Source organism: Microbaculum marinisediminis, assembly GCF_025397915.1.
Taxonomy (GTDB): domain Bacteria; phylum Pseudomonadota; class Alphaproteobacteria; order Rhizobiales; family Tepidamorphaceae; genus Microbaculum; species Microbaculum marinisediminis.
Genome location: NZ_JALIDZ010000002.1, coordinates 519,752 through 535,384, shown reverse-complemented (window position 1 = coordinate 535,384; position 15,633 = coordinate 519,752). Strand labels below are relative to the sequence as shown.

The window sequence follows — 15,633 nt, the reverse complement described above, 5'->3', positions numbered from 1 at the left end:
GAGACAATGAAAGACAACCCCTTCTCGCTGCAGGGGCAGCGTATCGTCGTGACCGGCGGACTGGGCGGCTTCGGCTTCGCCACCGCGCAGGCCGCCCTCGGCATGGGCGCGCGGGTCTTCCTGCTCGACCGTGAGGAGCGGCCGGAGGCGATGGCGCGGCTCGAGGCCTATGGCGATCAGGTCAGCTTCCATGCCTGCGACGTCTGCGACCGCCAGGGCGTCGAGCGCCTGGCCGCCGAGATCGGCCCCGTCGACGGGCTCGTCGTCAATGCCGGCGTGCTGCCCTTCGACGATTGGGAAGCGCCCGACTGGGACAGCGCCTTCGACCGCGTGATCGACGTCAACCTGCGCGGCGCCATCAACACGGCGCGGGCCTGGTTCGGCCGGATGTGCGAGGCGGGGCAGGGGCGTATCGTGTTCGTTGGCTCGGCGTCCGGCAAGATGGGCGGGCTGCAGGCCGGGCCGCACTACGTCGGCTCCAAGGGCGGCATCCACGCCGTGACCAAGTGGCTGGCGCTCAAGGGCGCGCGCCACGGCGTGCGCGTCAACGCGATCGCGCCGGGCAGCGCCGACACCGGGCTTCTCGACGGCCAGCCCTTCGCCTCCGACAAGGTGCCGCTGGGGCGGATGGCCACGGCCGAGGAAATCGCCTGGCCGATCGTGTTCCTGCTCGGCGAGGCATCCAACTATATGTGTGGCAGCATCCTCGACGTGAACGGCGGCCTGTACATGGACTGACCGTCCCGGACTTGCCCGGGGGCTCCGGCGCTCACACGCTCGGAGCCCCCGCGCTATTCAGGCAGTCGGACGCGATCCGCCGACTGCCTGAATAGCGCGGGTCATCATCGACGCCCGCATGCCCCCCGCACGATGGCGACCGCCATCGCAGGCGAAACGGGCCATCCCGGCGCAACGCAGCCGCTCCGTATGGACGCGGCTATCGGACTGACTGGCTGACCGGCTCTGGGGAACATCAACGTCCTCGGCATTCGGATCGCGCGGACGCGTCAATCCAAAACGACACAGCTTTAGCAATAGGCTGCAATTCCCTTTCGGTTCGGGCTCGACGCCTCGAAGGCGCGACCGTGGAAGCTGGCACGCAATGCCACGTGCTTTTCCGCACCCTTCGGCACTCCGAAGGCATGCGATCTCGCACGCTGCCCCGTCTCCCAAGATGAGCCGCTTTATCCGATCGCGGCCCCATGTCGCTTGCGAAGCCGGATGCGTGGGGTGGCGCGGTCTGCGCTGACGACATGCGGAAGAGGGCGGTCGCCCATCGAGGGGCGTGGCGACAGCACGTCTGGCTGCATGGCGAAGCCACGAAATGCGCCTGCGGTCGCGAGCGAGGCGCTTGATCCGGCCACGGTGTTGTCCCGGGGCGCCACGTTTGCCAGCGCATGTCGTACAATCTGCGAGCGGTGACGGGACAAAATCTCTGTGAAGAGAGGATCGCTTGTCATCGATATCAAATCACTATGCGGAATGCATTTTTATTTTTCTTGATTTTCCGGATGTGGCCGCTATCAATTCGTCGTGTCCGCATCATCAAACGAAGTCAGAACCGTGTCTCTAGATAAGCTGTTCAACCCCCGGTCCATCGCCATCGTCGGTGTCTCCACCAAGAAGGCCATTTTTCAGGTCGGGGGACGCGCCGTCTTCGATCATTTGCGCCTGCACGAGTATCCGGGTCGGATAGACCTCGTTACCCGTGAACCGGCGGTGATAGACGGCGTGGAGAGCGTTACCGATCTGGCCATGCTTGAGCACACGCCTGATTGCGTTCTGGTATCGGTGCCCGCCGACGACGTCTTTCCGGTTGTGGAGAAGGCACTGGGGCTCGGCTGCCGTTCCTTCGTGGTCATCACCGGCGGTTTTTCGGAATCAGGATCCGATGGTGCGGCGCGTCAGGCCAAACTGGCGGAATTGGTTGCCGCGCATCGCGGGGCGATGCTGGGCCCCAACACCACGGGTTTTGTGAACTTTGCAGAGCGCGTGGCGATGAGCTCGACGAGCCGCATCAGTGCCGCGCTGGCGCCGATAGGCGAGATCGGCATCGTCGTTCAGAGCGGCGCGCTTGGCAGCGCGCTTCTGGAGGAAGCGGCACGCGGCGGCATCGGCCTCAGCCATCTCATCTCGACCGGGAACGAAGCGGTGACCACCCTGGCCGATTGCGTCGACTATCTGGTGGACGATCCCGCGACGCGCGTGATCGCCCTGTATGTCGAGGGGTTTCGCCAGCCCGACCGGATGCTGGAAGCGGCGCGGCGGGCCCATGCCGCGGGCAAGCCGATTGTCGTGTACAAGACGGGCCGCTCCGATGCGGGGCGCAGAGCCGCCGCCGGTCATACGGGCGCGTTGGTCGGAGCACGCGGCAGCTATGAAGCCGCCGTCCGCCAGCTCGGCTGGATTGATGTGCGCTCGATTGAGGATCTGCTGCCCGTCGCCCACTACGTGGCGCAGCCCGGCGCGGCGGCGCGTACGATGGGCATCATCACCGTCTCCGGTGGCTTTGGCGGCTGCGTCGCCGATGCTCTGGAAGAGACCGGCGCGGTCAGCCTGCCGACGCCTGGCCCTGCCACCGTCGAACGCATGCGAAACGACGTGCCCGCCTTTCTGTCTGCCAACAACCCCGTCGACATCGGCGGTACGCCATTCCGCAGGCCCGGTGGCTTCGCGGAATGTCTGGACGCCTTCGCCGACGATCCCGCTCTCAACGCCATTGCGGTAGCCAACACGCCGATCGTGCCGCCTTGGGGCGCCGACGTGGCCGAGGCGGTGAAGGCGACGCACGCGCGCACCGGAAAGCCCGTCTCGGTGATCTGGCCGTCCGAGATCTTCAATGGCGAGGCCTTGCGCGACCTTCGCGCGGCCGGGACGCCCACGTTCACCCGTGTCGATACCTTCACCGCTGCCGTCGCGGGGGCCGCCGCGCTGGCGACGGCGCGGGACAAGCCGTCGCGGCTTCTCCGCGAAGGGCGCAGCAACAGCACGCCGAGCCTTGATGTCGATCTGGAAACGCTCGACGAAGCCGCAAGCAAGTCCTTCCTGAAGCTTGCAGGCCTTCCTTTTCCGGCCGAGACCTTCGTGTCCGGGATGGATATGGCAAAGGTGCGGGAGGCCGCAGAAACGATCGGCTATCCGGTAACCCTGAAGGGGATCGCGCGTGGCGTCGTCCACAAGTCCGAGTTCGGCCTGGTGGCCGTCGCGCTGCCGGACACGGAAGCGCTTGAGACACGTGCGGCTGCCATGCTCGAAAGCGCCGACCGGAACAACCTCGAGTTCGAAGGCTTCCTGGTGGCCGAGACGGTCCGTCCGCAGGCGGAAGTGATCGTCGGTCTCGGTCTCGATCCGGAGTTCGGCCCAACCCTGACTTTCGGTGCCGGCGGCATCTACACCGAGATCATGCAGGATGTGGCGACACGCGTGTTGCCGCTCGATGAGGACGAGGTCCGCGGCATGATCGAAAGCTGCCGCATCTCGCGCATTCTTCAGGGCGCGCGCGGCCGTCCTCTACTCGATGTCGACGCGCTCGTGGCGATGGTATCCGGCGTCGCCGCGCTGGCCCCTAGGCTCGGGCCCGATTTCGCCGGCCTGGAGTTGAATCCCGTGGGCGTCGGGCTGGCCGGCGAAGGCGCGTGGCCGCTCGATGCGAGCGTGTTCAAGGCACGGTGCAGCGCATGAACGAGACGATGCAACGGCGACGCAAACTCGTCGAAACCGACGCGGCCGCAGCGCTCATCGGCGAATGGCTCGGCGACGGGGATCTGCTCGCGCTTGGCGGCCTCTTCAAACAGGGCCGGCCGATGGCGCTGGTCCGCGAAGTGATCCGATCGGGCCGCAAGGAGCTGAAACTCATCTCCTCGCCGGGCTCCGGTTTCGATGCCGATCTTATGATCGCCGCGGGCTGCGTGGCGGAGACGTTCCTGCCGGCGGTCACGCTGGAGGACCGCATGTGCCCGTCGTTCCGCGCGGCAGCGGAAGCCGGCACCATCACGGCGCACTGCGTCGACGCATTGTCGGTCGTGGGCGGATTCCTGGCGGCGGCAAACGGTGTTCCGTTTCAGCCGGTCGCGGCCTGGAAAGGCTCCGACGTACCAGCCAACAACCCGCTGATCGCTCCGATCGAGTGTCCCTTCTCCGGCGAGAAGCTGTTTGCCACAAAGGCGATCCGGCCGAAGCTGGCGCTGCTTCATGCGCAGGAAGGCGATGTCTATGGCAATGTGCGGCATCTCTCGACGATGACCTATGCCGACCAGATGATCGCGCGGGCGGCGGAAAGGGTGATCGTCAGCGTGGATCGCATCGTCTCGACCGAGAATATCGTTGAGCGATCGCGAGAGACGACGATCCCGTGCATCTATGTCGATGCGATCGTGGAGCTGCCCTATGGCGCCCATCCGACGGGCAGTTTTCCGCTCTACAGCATCGACGAGGCCCACATCGAACACTATGCGACGGTGGCCGAAGCCGTGCGCCGGGGCGGTGATGCAGCGCGCCCCCAGCTCCAGGCCTATCTCGACCGCCACGTGCGTGGCACGCGGGATCCGCAGGCCTATGTCGATAGCGTCGGCGGGGCCGCGCGCATGAAGGAACTGGAAAACGAGGCGGCCGAACTATGACCGAACGTCCCTGCACCCCTGCCGAGTTGCAGGCGGTTGTCCTGTCGCGCGAATTGCAGGATGGCGAACTGGGCGCCGCCGGGGCGTCGGCCGCGATCCCCATGGCCGCCATGATGCTGGCGCGGCTGATACATGCACCCGATCTGCAGATCGCCGGTGAGATGTTCGTCAATCCGAGGCCGAAGCAGCTTTGGAACTCGATGCTGGACGACCGCGCGCTCGGCGCCTGCGAAGCCGCTGAGACCTTTCTGGAGCTTTTTGGCCATTCGCACCGGGGCCTCGACTTCTTCTTCCACAACGGCATGCAGGTGGATGCCTACGGCAATATCAACCTGCATCATATTGGCGGCACCATCGACAAACCGAAGATGCGGGGCCCCGGTGCGGCCAATATTTCCTACGCGGCGACGTCACGTCGCTTCTACATCTGCACCGGGAACCACTCGTCTCGCACATTTGTGCCGCGCGTCGATTTCATTACCTCGCCGGGCTATCTCGACGGACCGGACAGCTTTCGGGCGGCCGGGCTTACCGGCGGTCCGCGCCTTTGCGTCACGCCACTTGCGGTGATGGACTTCCATCCCGACACGTTGCGCATGCGCCTGAAGTCGGTTCATCCGTGGAGCTCGCCGGAAGAGGTTGCCGCCAATACCGGTTTCGACCTTCTCACGGAAGACGAAGTGGTCACGACTGCCCTGCCGAGCGATCGCGAACTCTCCCTGCTGCGTGAAACCGTGGACCCGAAGGGCCTGCTGCGCGAATAGTGAAGCCGGCCCGTCAGCGTGGCCGGCTGCGCCTTTCGACGAAAGCCGCGACGGCGGCCGCGTGCTCGTCCGTGCCGTGGGCAGCCGCCTGCATGGCGCCGACCGCGGCGAGATAGTCCTGGAGATGCGCGCGCTCCGCCATGCGCAGCAAGCGCTTCGTCATGCGAATTGCCGGCACCGGTTTGGCTGCAATCTCGGCGGCGAGCTCAAGCGTGCGGTCCATCAGGTCTTCCGGCTCGTGAACGTCCAGTACCAGGCCCAAGGTCAGCGCCTCGGCCGCTTCGACGGGGCGGGCACGAAAACTGATTTCGGCCGCGCGCTGATAGCCCAGATGGCGCACGAGGAACCAGCCGCCGCCGTCACCGGACACGAGACCGAGATCGACGAACACCTCGCCGAAGACGGCCTTGGTAGAGGCGAGCCGGAGGTCGCACATCAGCGTCAGGTCGCATCCCGCGCCCATCGCCGGCCCGTTCACGGCGGCAATGGTGGGAATGTCGATTCGCGACAGGATCATCGGCAATTGCTGCACGGCGGCGCGATAGGCCTCGGCGATATCGGAAGGCGACCCGCCGAAGATGCCTGTCTTCTGGTGCATCTCCTTGACGTTGCCGCCAGCGGAGAAGACCGGCCCCGCACCGGTGATCACCAGCACGCGGGCATCACGATCGCTTTCCACGCCCTGCAGTGCGGCAATGAGAGCCTCGATCATCTCTGCGTCCGACATCGGATTGCGACGCTCAGGGTCATTGAGCGTGAGCACCACGACACCGTCTGAACGTCTGTCGATCAATACACGTGGTTCACTCACGACTGCTTCTCCGCAACGATGGGTTCGATGACTGCACCGCCGTCGCGGAGCTGCTTTTCGATGGCGCGCGCCACTGCGACGAGGCGCTGTCCTATGGCGCGCTGCTTGACGGCGGACAGGTGCCGCGCCGGGGCCCCGCAGGCCAAGGCATAGACCGGCGAGCCGCCCGGAAAGATCAGAGGCGCCGCCACACCGTTGATATCCGTATTCCAGCTAGCAGACGCCGTTGTGTAGCCGTGGTCGGCGACCTCGCTTCGGCCCTTCTCGATGCTGGCCTTCAATTCGTCCCAGTGCTTCTCGTGACGGACCTTGAGATGCGTGAAAAGATAATCGAGCTCGACCTGCGGCAGCGGCGCGATCAGCGCATGGCCGGTCGCGGTGCCGGCGAGCGGGATACGCGAGCCGACCTCGAGCCGCAGCGTCATCAGCGTGTTGAGGCTGTGGCAGACTTCCAGCTCGATCACGTCGAGCCGGTCCCGCCCGGCCAGCGAGGCGTGGACATTGTACGTGTCGGCGAGTTCCTTGAGATAGGGACGGACCAGGTCGCCGAGGCTGAAGGGCTCACGCGCGGCAAAGCCGAGGCTGAGTACGGACGTACCCAGTCTGTACTGGCGTCGCCGCGGAGAATAATGGAGATAACCGAGCCCGGTCAGGGCCTGCAGCAGGCGCGAGGTCGTCGGCTTCGGCAGGTCGACGCGCTGAGCGACTTCCATGCCGTTCAACCACACCTGCTCGGTGGTGCTGAAGGCCTCGAGCACGGCCAGCCCTCGCGCCAGTGCATTGACGAAATCACGATCTTTGGCGACGACGCCACTGGTGCGCCTCCGCCGGACCCGTTCACGGGGAGACGGCTCCGATTCACTCGAATCGGCTTCCTGCCCTGAATCAGCGGAATCGTCGCGGCTTGTCGTCATGTTCACTCGTCCCAGAAGCTTGCGCCGAGCTGATCCATGCGATGGCCGAGCTCGCTCGAGAGTGCCATCAGTTCGGGACCGAGCGTCTCCTGGAAATGCGCCTCGTTCAGGCCACGCCGCCGCGTTCCGCAATTGAGTGCCAGCACCGTCTCGCCGCGATCCAGCCAGACCGGCGCCCCGACGGCAAAAATCTCGCGCCGCCAGGCACCGAACGACACCGAGAAGCCACGCCGGTCGACCTCGGCGATCTCGGCGCGCAGCTCCGCCTCAACCGTGTCGGCCTTGTCGCCCGCGGCAGCGCGAATGGCCTGCATGTGATGCTCACGCTCCGCCTCCGGCAGCGCCCACATATAGGCACGGCCCATCGCCGACTGCGCGATCGGCACCAGGGAGCCGATACGAAGACGCATGGTCACTGTCTCCGGCCCGGAGCAGTAGTGCAGATAGACCATGTCGGGACCGTCGCCGATACCAAGCGCGACCGACATCTCGTACTTGTCGGCAAGCGCCTGCATCAGCGGTTCGGCGACCCGGCGCACCGGCAGGGAACGCAGTAGCGCATGCCCCAGCGCGGTTACCTTGTCGCCGAGATGGTACTGTCCGTGTGGCTCGACCTGCCGCAGATAGCCCATCTGCGACAGCGTGTAGGACAGCCGCGCCACGGTCGCCTTCGGCAACGCCGTCCGCTCGGCGATTTCCTTGTTGCCGAGTGGCGCATCGATCGCGCGGAAGGCCCGCAGGATGTTCAGGCCACGCGCGAGAGAAACGACCATGGTCGTGTCCTTCGCCTTCACCGCAGCCATTTTCGCACCACTCCCCACGCGTTTATCTGCCGCTCCATACGGGCGGGCGCTTCTCGGCGAAGGCACGTGGCCCCTCCTGCGCGTCTTCGCTCGCATAGACATGCTCGTATATTCGTTTTGCGCTCTCAAGGCCTTCGGCGCAACCCAAGTCCATGGTTCGCAAGATTGATTCTTTCCCGGCCGCCACCGACAACGGCGCATTGTCCCGGATCGTCGCGGCCAGAGACCGGGCACGCGCCAGTACGGCCTCCACTGTCGGCTCGATATGGTTGACGAAGCCCAGCGCGTGCAGCCTTTCGATCGTCTGCAATTCGCCGGTGAGGACCATTTCCATCAGAATCGGCTGGGGCATCTGCCAGAGCAGCGGCATCGCCCAGGGAGACCCGCGGCCGCGCTTCGCCTCGGTGATGCCTCCGCTCGTTCCGGCCAGCCCGACGCGCAAATCGGCGTTGAGCGAGATCATGAAGCCCCCGGCTGCGAAATGGCCGGTCATCGCCGCAATGATCGGCTTGCGCACCCGGCGCATCCGCTCATGGAACGGATCGCGGATCAGCGTCAGAACGTCGACACCGCGTGCTGCACGCAGCTCACTCGCTTCCTTCAGATCCATGCCGGCGCAGAAGGTACCGCAAGGCGCGGCCGTCAGGATCACCACCCGGATGTCGTCCCGGCGATCCACCTCTTCCCACAGGTCGTAGAGCCGGTTCGCGGCGGCCACGGACAGCGCGTTGCGCCGTTCGGGACGGTTGAGCGTGATCGTTGCGATGCCCTCCGAGTCTTCGAAGAGCACGGTTTCCGCTGCCAGCATACGAGTGCATTCCTCTATCGCCTTGCGCCGGTCCGGCGCCATCGAGGCAATACTAGCAGAAACTCATAGTGCGGAACAATATTTCAAAATATGCTTGTGTGTAGTTGTCCCCTGTGCCATTTTCGGCGGCGTGGAATGCAGGCTTCGCCGGGCCACACATGCTCTGACATGCCGTATGCGGCCAAACCGTAAGGAAGGTTCGCGAGCTCGGCTTCGGGCGTCGTAATGCGCTTTTCGATAGGCCGCAGGCAGGCGGCCACCTACGACTGGGAGGATTGAATGCAGACGAAGCTACGCAGAACGCTTTTGGGTGCCGCGATGTGTCTTGTTGCGGGCGCAATGAGCCCGGCAGCGGCACAGACGTTCAGCTTGGGCTCTACGAACGCGACGTCGAGCCACTACCAGATCGCCGTTGCGATGGCTCAGGCGATCGAGGCCGGCATCCCCGACTCGACGGCCACTGTCGTGGAGACGGGGGCCAGCGTAGATAACGTGCGCCGCCTGGTGCGCGGAGAGATCGATCTCGGCCTCGTCGCCGGAGACGTGTTCGTCCAGGCGAAGCAGGGCATCGGCCAGTTTGAAGGTCATGCGGTCGACGATCTCGTCGCGCTCTACCCCTACAACGACTCCGTCATCAACATCGCCGTGCGTGCGGATTCGGGCATCACCAAACTGGAAGAGCTCGAAGGCAAGAAGTTCACCCCGGGCATCCGCGGGAGCGGCGGCGAGCTTCTCATTACGCAGAGCTTCGATCTGTTCGGCATAAGTCCTGACTACGTGTACGGCACCGTCACCGACGCGATCGAAGGCGTGCGCAACGATCAGTTGGTCGGCTACAGCAAGTATGCCGCCGCCAATCGCGTCGACTCCACCTTGCAGGAGCTGATGACGTCGGTGGATATGCGCATCTTGGGCTTCACGCCCGAGCAGCAGAAACTCGTCACCGAGAAAATTCCCGGTGTCGGTTTCACCACCCTGCCGGCAGGGTTTATCAAGGACAACCCGGCGGTCGCCACGCCGTCCGTCCCGATCGTCTATGCGACCCGCCTCTCGCTCATGGACGATGAGACCGCGCGCAAGGTGGCGCAGGCAATCGGTGAGAACAAGCAGATCCTGATCGATGTCTGGCCGCAGCTTGCCGACTACGACTTCAAGGGCTCGATCCTGTCGACGGTCGACATCGGCATCGATGTGCATCCGGGTGCCATGTCGTACTGGGAATCGGCCGAGTAGTCCGCCCCGGATTCCGACCATAAGCGACCGCTCCGGGGCCAGGCGCCCCGAGCGGTCGCCGCCATCCACCGACAGCTCCACGCCGGAAAACCACCATGGTCGACGCTTGGTCTGATCGCAGGTTCCACGAGGCGATCAACGCGCTCCTGCGGGTCGTCCTCGTAACGTATGCCCTGTTCCAGATTTACACGTCATTCTTCGGAATGATGGAGCCGCTGGTCCAGCGTGGCATCTTTCTCGGCCTCGGGCTTGGATCGGTCTTTCTGCTGACGGCGGCAAACCGGCTCGGGCAGGGCAGGCCGACCGTCGCAGTCATCGTCAACGTCCTCCTGGCTGCAGCCGGCTACTACGTCTGCTTCCATATCGTCTTCAGTTCGAATCGCCTGTCCGACTTCATGGTGGAACTGACCACCTGGGACATCGTGCTCGGCATCGCGACGATCGCCCTCGTACTCGAAGCGGCGCGCCGCACGATCGGGTGGTTCCTGCCGGTGCTGGCCGTTATCGGTCTCGCCTACTACTACTTCGGACATGGCGTCATTTCCGGCACATGGCAGCCGCCGCGCGTCTCCACCCTGACGTTCGTGGAGACCTACTACGCCTCCACCGAAGCCATCTTCGGCTATATGGTCGATATGGGGACGCGGGTAATCGCGATCTTCATCATCCTCGGGGCGCTCCTGCTCAGCACCGGCGCAACGGAGATCTTCATCAAGCTCGCGACCATGATCGCCGGCCGCAGCTATGGCGGCCAGGCGAAGGTCTGCACGGTTTCGTCCGCCCTGTTCGGCACGGTCACCGGATCGGCCGTCGCCAATGTCATGGCCATGGGACCAGTCACGATTCCGACCATGCGACGTTCCGGCTACAGCGGGAGCTACGCCGCCGCCGTCGAGGCCGTGTCGTCGGCCGGAGGCCAGATCATGCCACCGGTGATGGGCGCCGGTGCCTTCATCATGGCCGAGATCCTCAACATTCCGTACTCGCAGGTCATGACGGCCGCGCTGATCCCGGCGCTGCTGTACTTCCTGGTGCTGTGGTTCAGCATCGGAATGCGCGCGCGGCGCCTCGACATCCGCCCGTTGGATCGCAGTGAGATGCCGCAATGGCGGGAACTCGCTGACCCCTTCACCGCGCTTCCGATGTACCTGCCGGTCGTGAGCCTCATCGTCATGCTGGCGCGCGATTTCACGCCGACGCTGGCCGGCTCCGTAGCCGTCGTGGTGCTGATCGGGACCCTGTTCGTGCTGCGCACGCTGAAGTGCCTGATCGATGGGGAGCCGCAAAAGCTCGGCGCCACCTATCGCACACTCCTGCGCGAGATACTCAACGGTCTCTACGATGGCGGCAAGGCCATCGCCATGGTCGCCGTTCTGCTCGCCTGCGCGGCGATTGTGGTGAAGGTGCTGACGGCCACCGGAATCGGCGTCAAGATCTCCAGCCTCATCCTGTCCTTCTCCGACGACAGCCTCGTGCTCGTGCTGATATTCACGGCGGTACTGGCTATTCTTCTGGGCATGGACGTGCCGACGACGGCCTCCTACATTCTCGCATCTGCGGTCGCCGGCCCGATTCTGATCAAGCTCGGAATCGAGCCGCTCAATGCGCATATGTTCATCTTCTACTTCGCCATCATGTCGGCGATCACACCACCGGTTTGCGCCAGTGTCTTTGCCGCCGCATCCATCGCGGGCGAGAACTTCTGGCGCGTCGCCGGGCATGCCGTTGTGATGGCCATCGCGCTCTATCTCATTCCGTTCCTTTTCATCTTCCGAACCGGCGTGCTGATGGAAGGCAGCGCTTTCGATATCATTCACAATACGGCGATGACGGCGCTCGCGGTGATCGCAATCACGGGCGCCTCGGCGGGCTACCTGCTCGGGCTGTTGGCCTGGCCGTTGCGCATCGGCCTCTATGCGGGCGGTGCGATGCTGTTCTATCCCGCCGTCTGGAGCGATGCGGCCGGGATTGCCGTCGTCGTCGTGGTGGCGGCACTGAGCCGCTGGCGGACGACGTCCAGCAGGACATTGCCCCCGCCGAGCCGGGCGGCTTTGGACAAGAGACTGTAGAGGAAGGAAGCCTGGCGGCGCCGTCGAACCGGCGGTGGTGCTAGGCGCGCCGGCGGCGCGCCAGCCACCAGCCGAACGGGACCGGCCAGCGCTCGAAGGGCCGATCGTCGAGTACGTTCGCCGCGTGAAGTGCCCAATTGGGTTCTACCAGCATCTGTCGTCCGATCGCGACGAGATCGGCCTTGCCGGTCCGAACGATCGCGTCGGCGTGCGCCGCTTCCGTGATGCCGCCGACCGCGATGGTGGCGATGTCGGCGTTGGCGCGTAGGTCCGCCGCGAAGCCAACCTGGAAACCGGGCCCGCGCGGCACGAGCATCTCCTTGCGCGGCAGGATCATGCCGCCCGACGAGCAATCGACCAGATCGACTCCCAGTTCGCGAAGCCGGCCGGCGAGATAGCGGGACTCGTCAAGCGACCAACCCACATCGACGCCGTCGACGGAGGAAATCCGGCAGGCGAGGGGCTTCTCCGCCGGCCAGGCCTCCCGAACCGCCGCCACCACGCGAAGCGGAAAGCGCACCCGGTTCTCGAGGCTGCCGCCGTAGGAATCCGTCCGAAGGTTCGAAAGCGGCGACAGGAAGCTGTGCAGCAGGTAGCCGTGCGCCATATGAATTTCGACGAGGTCGAAGCCGGCATCATTGGCGCGTCGGGCGGCATCACGATAGGCCGCGACCAGCCTCTCCATATCCGCCTCGGTCATCTGGCGCGGAACGTGGCCACCCTCGGCCGCTGGCGTCGCACTCGGCCCGATCACCTCCATGCCTGGCGCGATCGGAGCGGGAGCGAAGCCCTGCCACGGCGCGGCGGTCGACGCCTTGCGCCCAGCATGCTGAAGCTGGATGCCGATGGCCGCGCCGCAGCCATGGACCGCTTCGGCCAGTTCGGAGAGAGCCTCTGCCTGTCCATCGCTCCATATGCCGATATCGGCATCGGTGGAGCGTCCCTCCGGACTGACCGCTGTGGCCTCCGTCATGACAAGGCCTGCTCCGCCGATGGCGAAACGGGCCAGATGTGTGCGATGCCAGGCCGTCGGCACCGCGTCCGGTGCCGAATAGGTCTGCATGGGCGAGACGACGACACGATTGGCGAGCCGCAGCTCGCGGAGCGCGAAGGGCTGGAACAGGCCCTCTGTCATCTGGCGCGCATGGCCTTGCTGATGATGGCGCGCTGTATCTGCGACGTGCCGCCCCCGATCGTGCACTGCATGCCTTCCCGGAAGTAGCGCTCCATGTCCGCTTCCGGCAGCATGGAATGTCCGCCCAGGATCTGCATGCCCTGGCGCGAAACGGTCTGCAGCGTTTCCGAGGCGAACAGCTTGGCCATCGCCACTTCCTTGCCGCAAGGCTCGCCGCGCGCGGCGACTTCCGCCGCCCGATAGACCAGCAACCGAGCCGCATCCACCTGCGTTTGCATGTCGGCCAGCATGTGGCGGATCACCTGGAAGTCGAAGATCGGCTGGTCGAACTGAACGCGTTCATGGGCATAGCCGAGTGCATCATCCACCGCGGTCTGCGCATTGCCGACATACGCGGCCGCGACCGCGATACGCTCCAGTTCGAGGTGGTCGGTGATGATTTCCCATCCCTGTCCCTCGTCGCCCAGCCGGTTGGCAACCGGCACACGGGCATCGTCGACGAAGATTTCGGTCGTGCCCGTCGAACGCCGCGCGAGCGTCGGCAACTTCCGGATATCGAGGCCGGTCGTATCGTTGGGGACGATCAGGACGGACAGCCCTTTGTGCTTGGCCGCCTCCGGATCGGTCCGTACGAGCATCGCGATCTTGACGTCGCGCGCGGCCGCGCCGCTGCACCACAGTTTCTGGCCCTTGATCACGTATTCGTCGCCGTCGCGATGCGCGCGGGTGCGGGTGGAGGCCGCGTCCGAGCCGGCGCTCGGTTCCGAGATCGAGATCGAGAAGCGGATGGCACCGCTCATGAAGGGCTCGAGATAGGTTTCTTTCTGCGCATCGGAGCCGAACTTCACGATGTTCATCGCGGTGAACGTCGGCACCAGCACCGAGGTGGCGAAGTCGAAGCCGAACTTGCCGAGCCCCTCGCACATCAGCGCGTAGTCGAAAATGTCGCCGCCGTAGCCGCCGTGATCCTCGGGGATCAGCAGCCTCAGCCAGCCCTCGTTGGCGATCTTCTCATAGGCCTCGTAGGGATAGGCGCGCTCCATGTCGTGCTCGCGGATGTATTCGCGCGTCACCTCCTTTTCCATGAAGCGGTCGACGGTCTCGTGCCAGGCGCGCTGCTCGCTGTTGAGGAAGTTCATGACTTGGCAAACTCCATTTCGGCAAAGGGATCGCAGGCGGCCGGCTCGAGCCTTTCGCCGCGGATGAGTAGGCTGAACTCGCAGCGCAGGATCGTCTCGCGGCGCTGATTGACGCCCAGCAGTTCGCAGGTCGCCACGCCGGCGCCGTCCTTCTTGGGGCGCAGGTCGATGATCTCGGAACGTGCCCAGACGGTGTCGCCGATGAAGCTGGGCTTGAGGAAGCGAAGGCGGTCGACACCATAGAAGACCTCGACCACGCCCGCGTCGAACGGCATCAGCGCGTTGACGATCGAGAAAACGAGCGATCCCTGCACGAGGCGCTGGCCGTAGAGCGCTTCGCGGGCGAACTCGACATTGGAATGGATTTCCAGCCAGTTGCCGGTGAGCATGCAGAAATTGACGACGTCGGTCTCCGTCAGCGTACGACCGCGCGAGGTGCGAACCTGTCCGACCGCCAATTCGCCGAAAGTCTGATCGATCATAGTGTCTCCCTTGATGATAGGGGCTGGATCAGCGACCCAACCAGCGCGGCTTGCGCTTCTTGGCGAAGGCGCGCGCGCCTTCGCCCGCGTCTTCGCTGGCATAGACCGTGCGATGGAGTTCGGCAGCCCTGGCAAGGCCCCCGGCGCAGCCAAGGTCCATGCCCGCTGCAAGGCTCGCCTTGGCCGCGCGCACCGAAAGCGGCGCGTTCTCCGCGATACGTCGTGCCAGTGCCATTGCCCGCGCTCGGACGTCGGTGACGCTCTGCTCGACATGATTGACGAAGCCGTGCTGAGCCAGTTCCTCGACGGCGACGGGATCGCCGGTGAGCATCATTTCCGAAAGCACGGGCTGCGGCAGCATCCATAGGAGCGGCACCGCCCACGACGTGCCCCGCCCGAATCGTGCCTCCGAGATCATGGCCACCGAGCCGGACAGTCCGATCCGGATATCCGCACCCATCGCAATCAGCACGCCGGCTCCGGCGAAATGGCCGACAAGCGCGCAGACGATCGGCTTGGTGACCTCCCGCATGCGCTCCTGGAACGGATCCTCCATGCGTTTCAGCGGGTCGTCGCCTGCGGCGCGGATCGCGGCCATGTCCTTCAGGTCCATGCCGGCACAGAATGTTCCGCAGTCGGCGGCATCGACGACGACGGCGAGGATGGAGGCGTCCTCGTCGACCTGCCGCCACAGGGCGGTAAGACGATTGGCGGTCTCGACGTCGATGGCGTTGCGTCGATCCGGCCGGTTCAGCGTGATGCGCGCGATTCCGTCTTCAACGCCGAATATCACGGGCGCATTCGTCTCCGCGTCCTGCATGCCGTCCAAGCCTTCGTTTCTTCTCCGAGGGCAGCA

The 15,633-nt window shown here is 65.0% G+C and carries 14 protein-coding genes; 6 read left to right on the top strand and 8 right to left on the bottom strand.

Annotation, left to right across the window (positions count from 1 at the left end):
• Positions 1 to 6 precede the first annotated feature (6 nt).
• The 4 genes from MUB46_RS05825 to MUB46_RS05810 all read left to right on the top strand — a co-directional run bounded on the left by MUB46_RS05825 (position 7) and on the right by MUB46_RS05810 (position 5,383).
• On the top strand, positions 7 to 738 hold the full coding sequence (locus MUB46_RS05825; protein WP_261614933.1) for an SDR family NAD(P)-dependent oxidoreductase: 732 nt from the start codon (positions 7 to 9) through the stop codon (positions 736 to 738).
• A 795-nt stretch (positions 739 to 1,533) separates the two neighbouring features.
• Entirely contained in the window at positions 1,534 to 3,681 is a 2,148-nt protein-coding gene (locus MUB46_RS05820; RefSeq protein WP_261614932.1) for an acetate--CoA ligase family protein, read from the top strand.
• Positions 3,678 to 4,619 (top strand): CoA transferase subunit A, encoded by a 942-nt coding sequence (locus MUB46_RS05815; protein ID WP_261614931.1) that lies wholly within the window; start codon positions 3,678 to 3,680, stop codon positions 4,617 to 4,619. Before MUB46_RS05820 ends, MUB46_RS05815 begins: the two co-directional genes overlap by 4 nt.
• Entirely contained in the window at positions 4,616 to 5,383 is a 768-nt protein-coding gene (locus MUB46_RS05810; RefSeq protein ID WP_261614930.1) for a CoA-transferase subunit beta, read from the top strand. Before MUB46_RS05815 ends, MUB46_RS05810 begins: the two co-directional genes overlap by 4 nt.
• 13 nt (positions 5,384 to 5,396) lie before the next feature.
• On the opposite strand, the gene MUB46_RS05805 is transcribed toward MUB46_RS05810, so the two are convergent.
• From MUB46_RS05805 to MUB46_RS05790, 4 genes are read right to left on the bottom strand one after another with little or no spacing between them, the layout of a single operon-like run.
• Entirely contained in the window at positions 5,397 to 6,194 is a 798-nt protein-coding gene (locus tag MUB46_RS05805) for an enoyl-CoA hydratase-related protein (protein ID WP_261614929.1), read from the bottom strand.
• Positions 6,191 to 7,108 carry an IclR family transcriptional regulator gene (locus MUB46_RS05800; RefSeq protein WP_261614928.1) on the bottom strand — a complete coding sequence of 306 codons (918 nt, stop codon included), beginning with the start codon at positions 7,106 to 7,108 and terminating at the stop codon, positions 6,191 to 6,193. Before MUB46_RS05800 ends, MUB46_RS05805 begins: the two co-directional genes overlap by 4 nt.
• Before the next feature lie 2 nt (positions 7,109 to 7,110).
• Positions 7,111 to 7,911 (bottom strand): IclR family transcriptional regulator, encoded by an 801-nt coding sequence (locus MUB46_RS05795; protein WP_261614927.1) that lies wholly within the window; start codon positions 7,909 to 7,911, stop codon positions 7,111 to 7,113.
• A 22-nt stretch (positions 7,912 to 7,933) separates the two neighbouring features.
• Positions 7,934 to 8,719, bottom strand: coding sequence for an enoyl-CoA hydratase-related protein (locus tag MUB46_RS05790; RefSeq protein ID WP_261614926.1), 786 nt, complete (start codon positions 8,717 to 8,719; stop codon positions 7,934 to 7,936).
• Positions 8,720 to 8,998: 279 nt separating this feature from the next.
• Between MUB46_RS05790 and MUB46_RS05785 the strand changes: the two genes are divergently transcribed.
• Positions 8,999 to 9,952 carry a TAXI family TRAP transporter solute-binding subunit gene (locus tag MUB46_RS05785; protein ID WP_261614925.1) on the top strand — a complete coding sequence of 318 codons (954 nt, stop codon included), beginning with the start codon at positions 8,999 to 9,001 and terminating at the stop codon, positions 9,950 to 9,952.
• 95 nt (positions 9,953 to 10,047) lie between these two features.
• Positions 10,048 to 12,021 (top strand): TRAP transporter permease, encoded by a 1,974-nt coding sequence (locus MUB46_RS05780; RefSeq protein WP_261614924.1) that lies wholly within the window; start codon positions 10,048 to 10,050, stop codon positions 12,019 to 12,021.
• A gap of 40 nt (positions 12,022 to 12,061) precedes the next feature.
• Here MUB46_RS05780 and MUB46_RS05775 read toward each other — a convergent pair whose 3' ends face one another.
• From MUB46_RS05775 to MUB46_RS05760, 4 genes are read right to left on the bottom strand one after another with little or no spacing between them, the layout of a single operon-like run.
• Complete coding sequence (locus tag MUB46_RS05775; protein ID WP_261614923.1) at positions 12,062 to 13,156, bottom strand: NADH:flavin oxidoreductase/NADH oxidase; 1,095 nt, start codon at positions 13,154 to 13,156, stop codon at positions 12,062 to 12,064.
• A complete protein-coding gene (locus MUB46_RS05770) occupies positions 13,153 to 14,295 on the bottom strand; it encodes an acyl-CoA dehydrogenase family protein (RefSeq protein ID WP_261614922.1) in 1,143 nt (380 codons plus the stop codon). Before MUB46_RS05770 ends, MUB46_RS05775 begins: the two co-directional genes overlap by 4 nt.
• Positions 14,292 to 14,777, bottom strand: coding sequence for a MaoC/PaaZ C-terminal domain-containing protein (locus MUB46_RS05765; protein ID WP_261614921.1), 486 nt, complete (start codon positions 14,775 to 14,777; stop codon positions 14,292 to 14,294). Before MUB46_RS05765 ends, MUB46_RS05770 begins: the two co-directional genes overlap by 4 nt.
• 28 nt (positions 14,778 to 14,805) lie before the next feature.
• Positions 14,806 to 15,597: an enoyl-CoA hydratase/isomerase family protein gene (locus tag MUB46_RS05760; RefSeq protein ID WP_261615011.1), complete on the bottom strand. Its 792-nt coding sequence runs from the start codon at positions 15,595 to 15,597 to the stop codon at positions 14,806 to 14,808.
• Between the last annotated feature and the right edge of the window lie 36 nt (positions 15,598 to 15,633).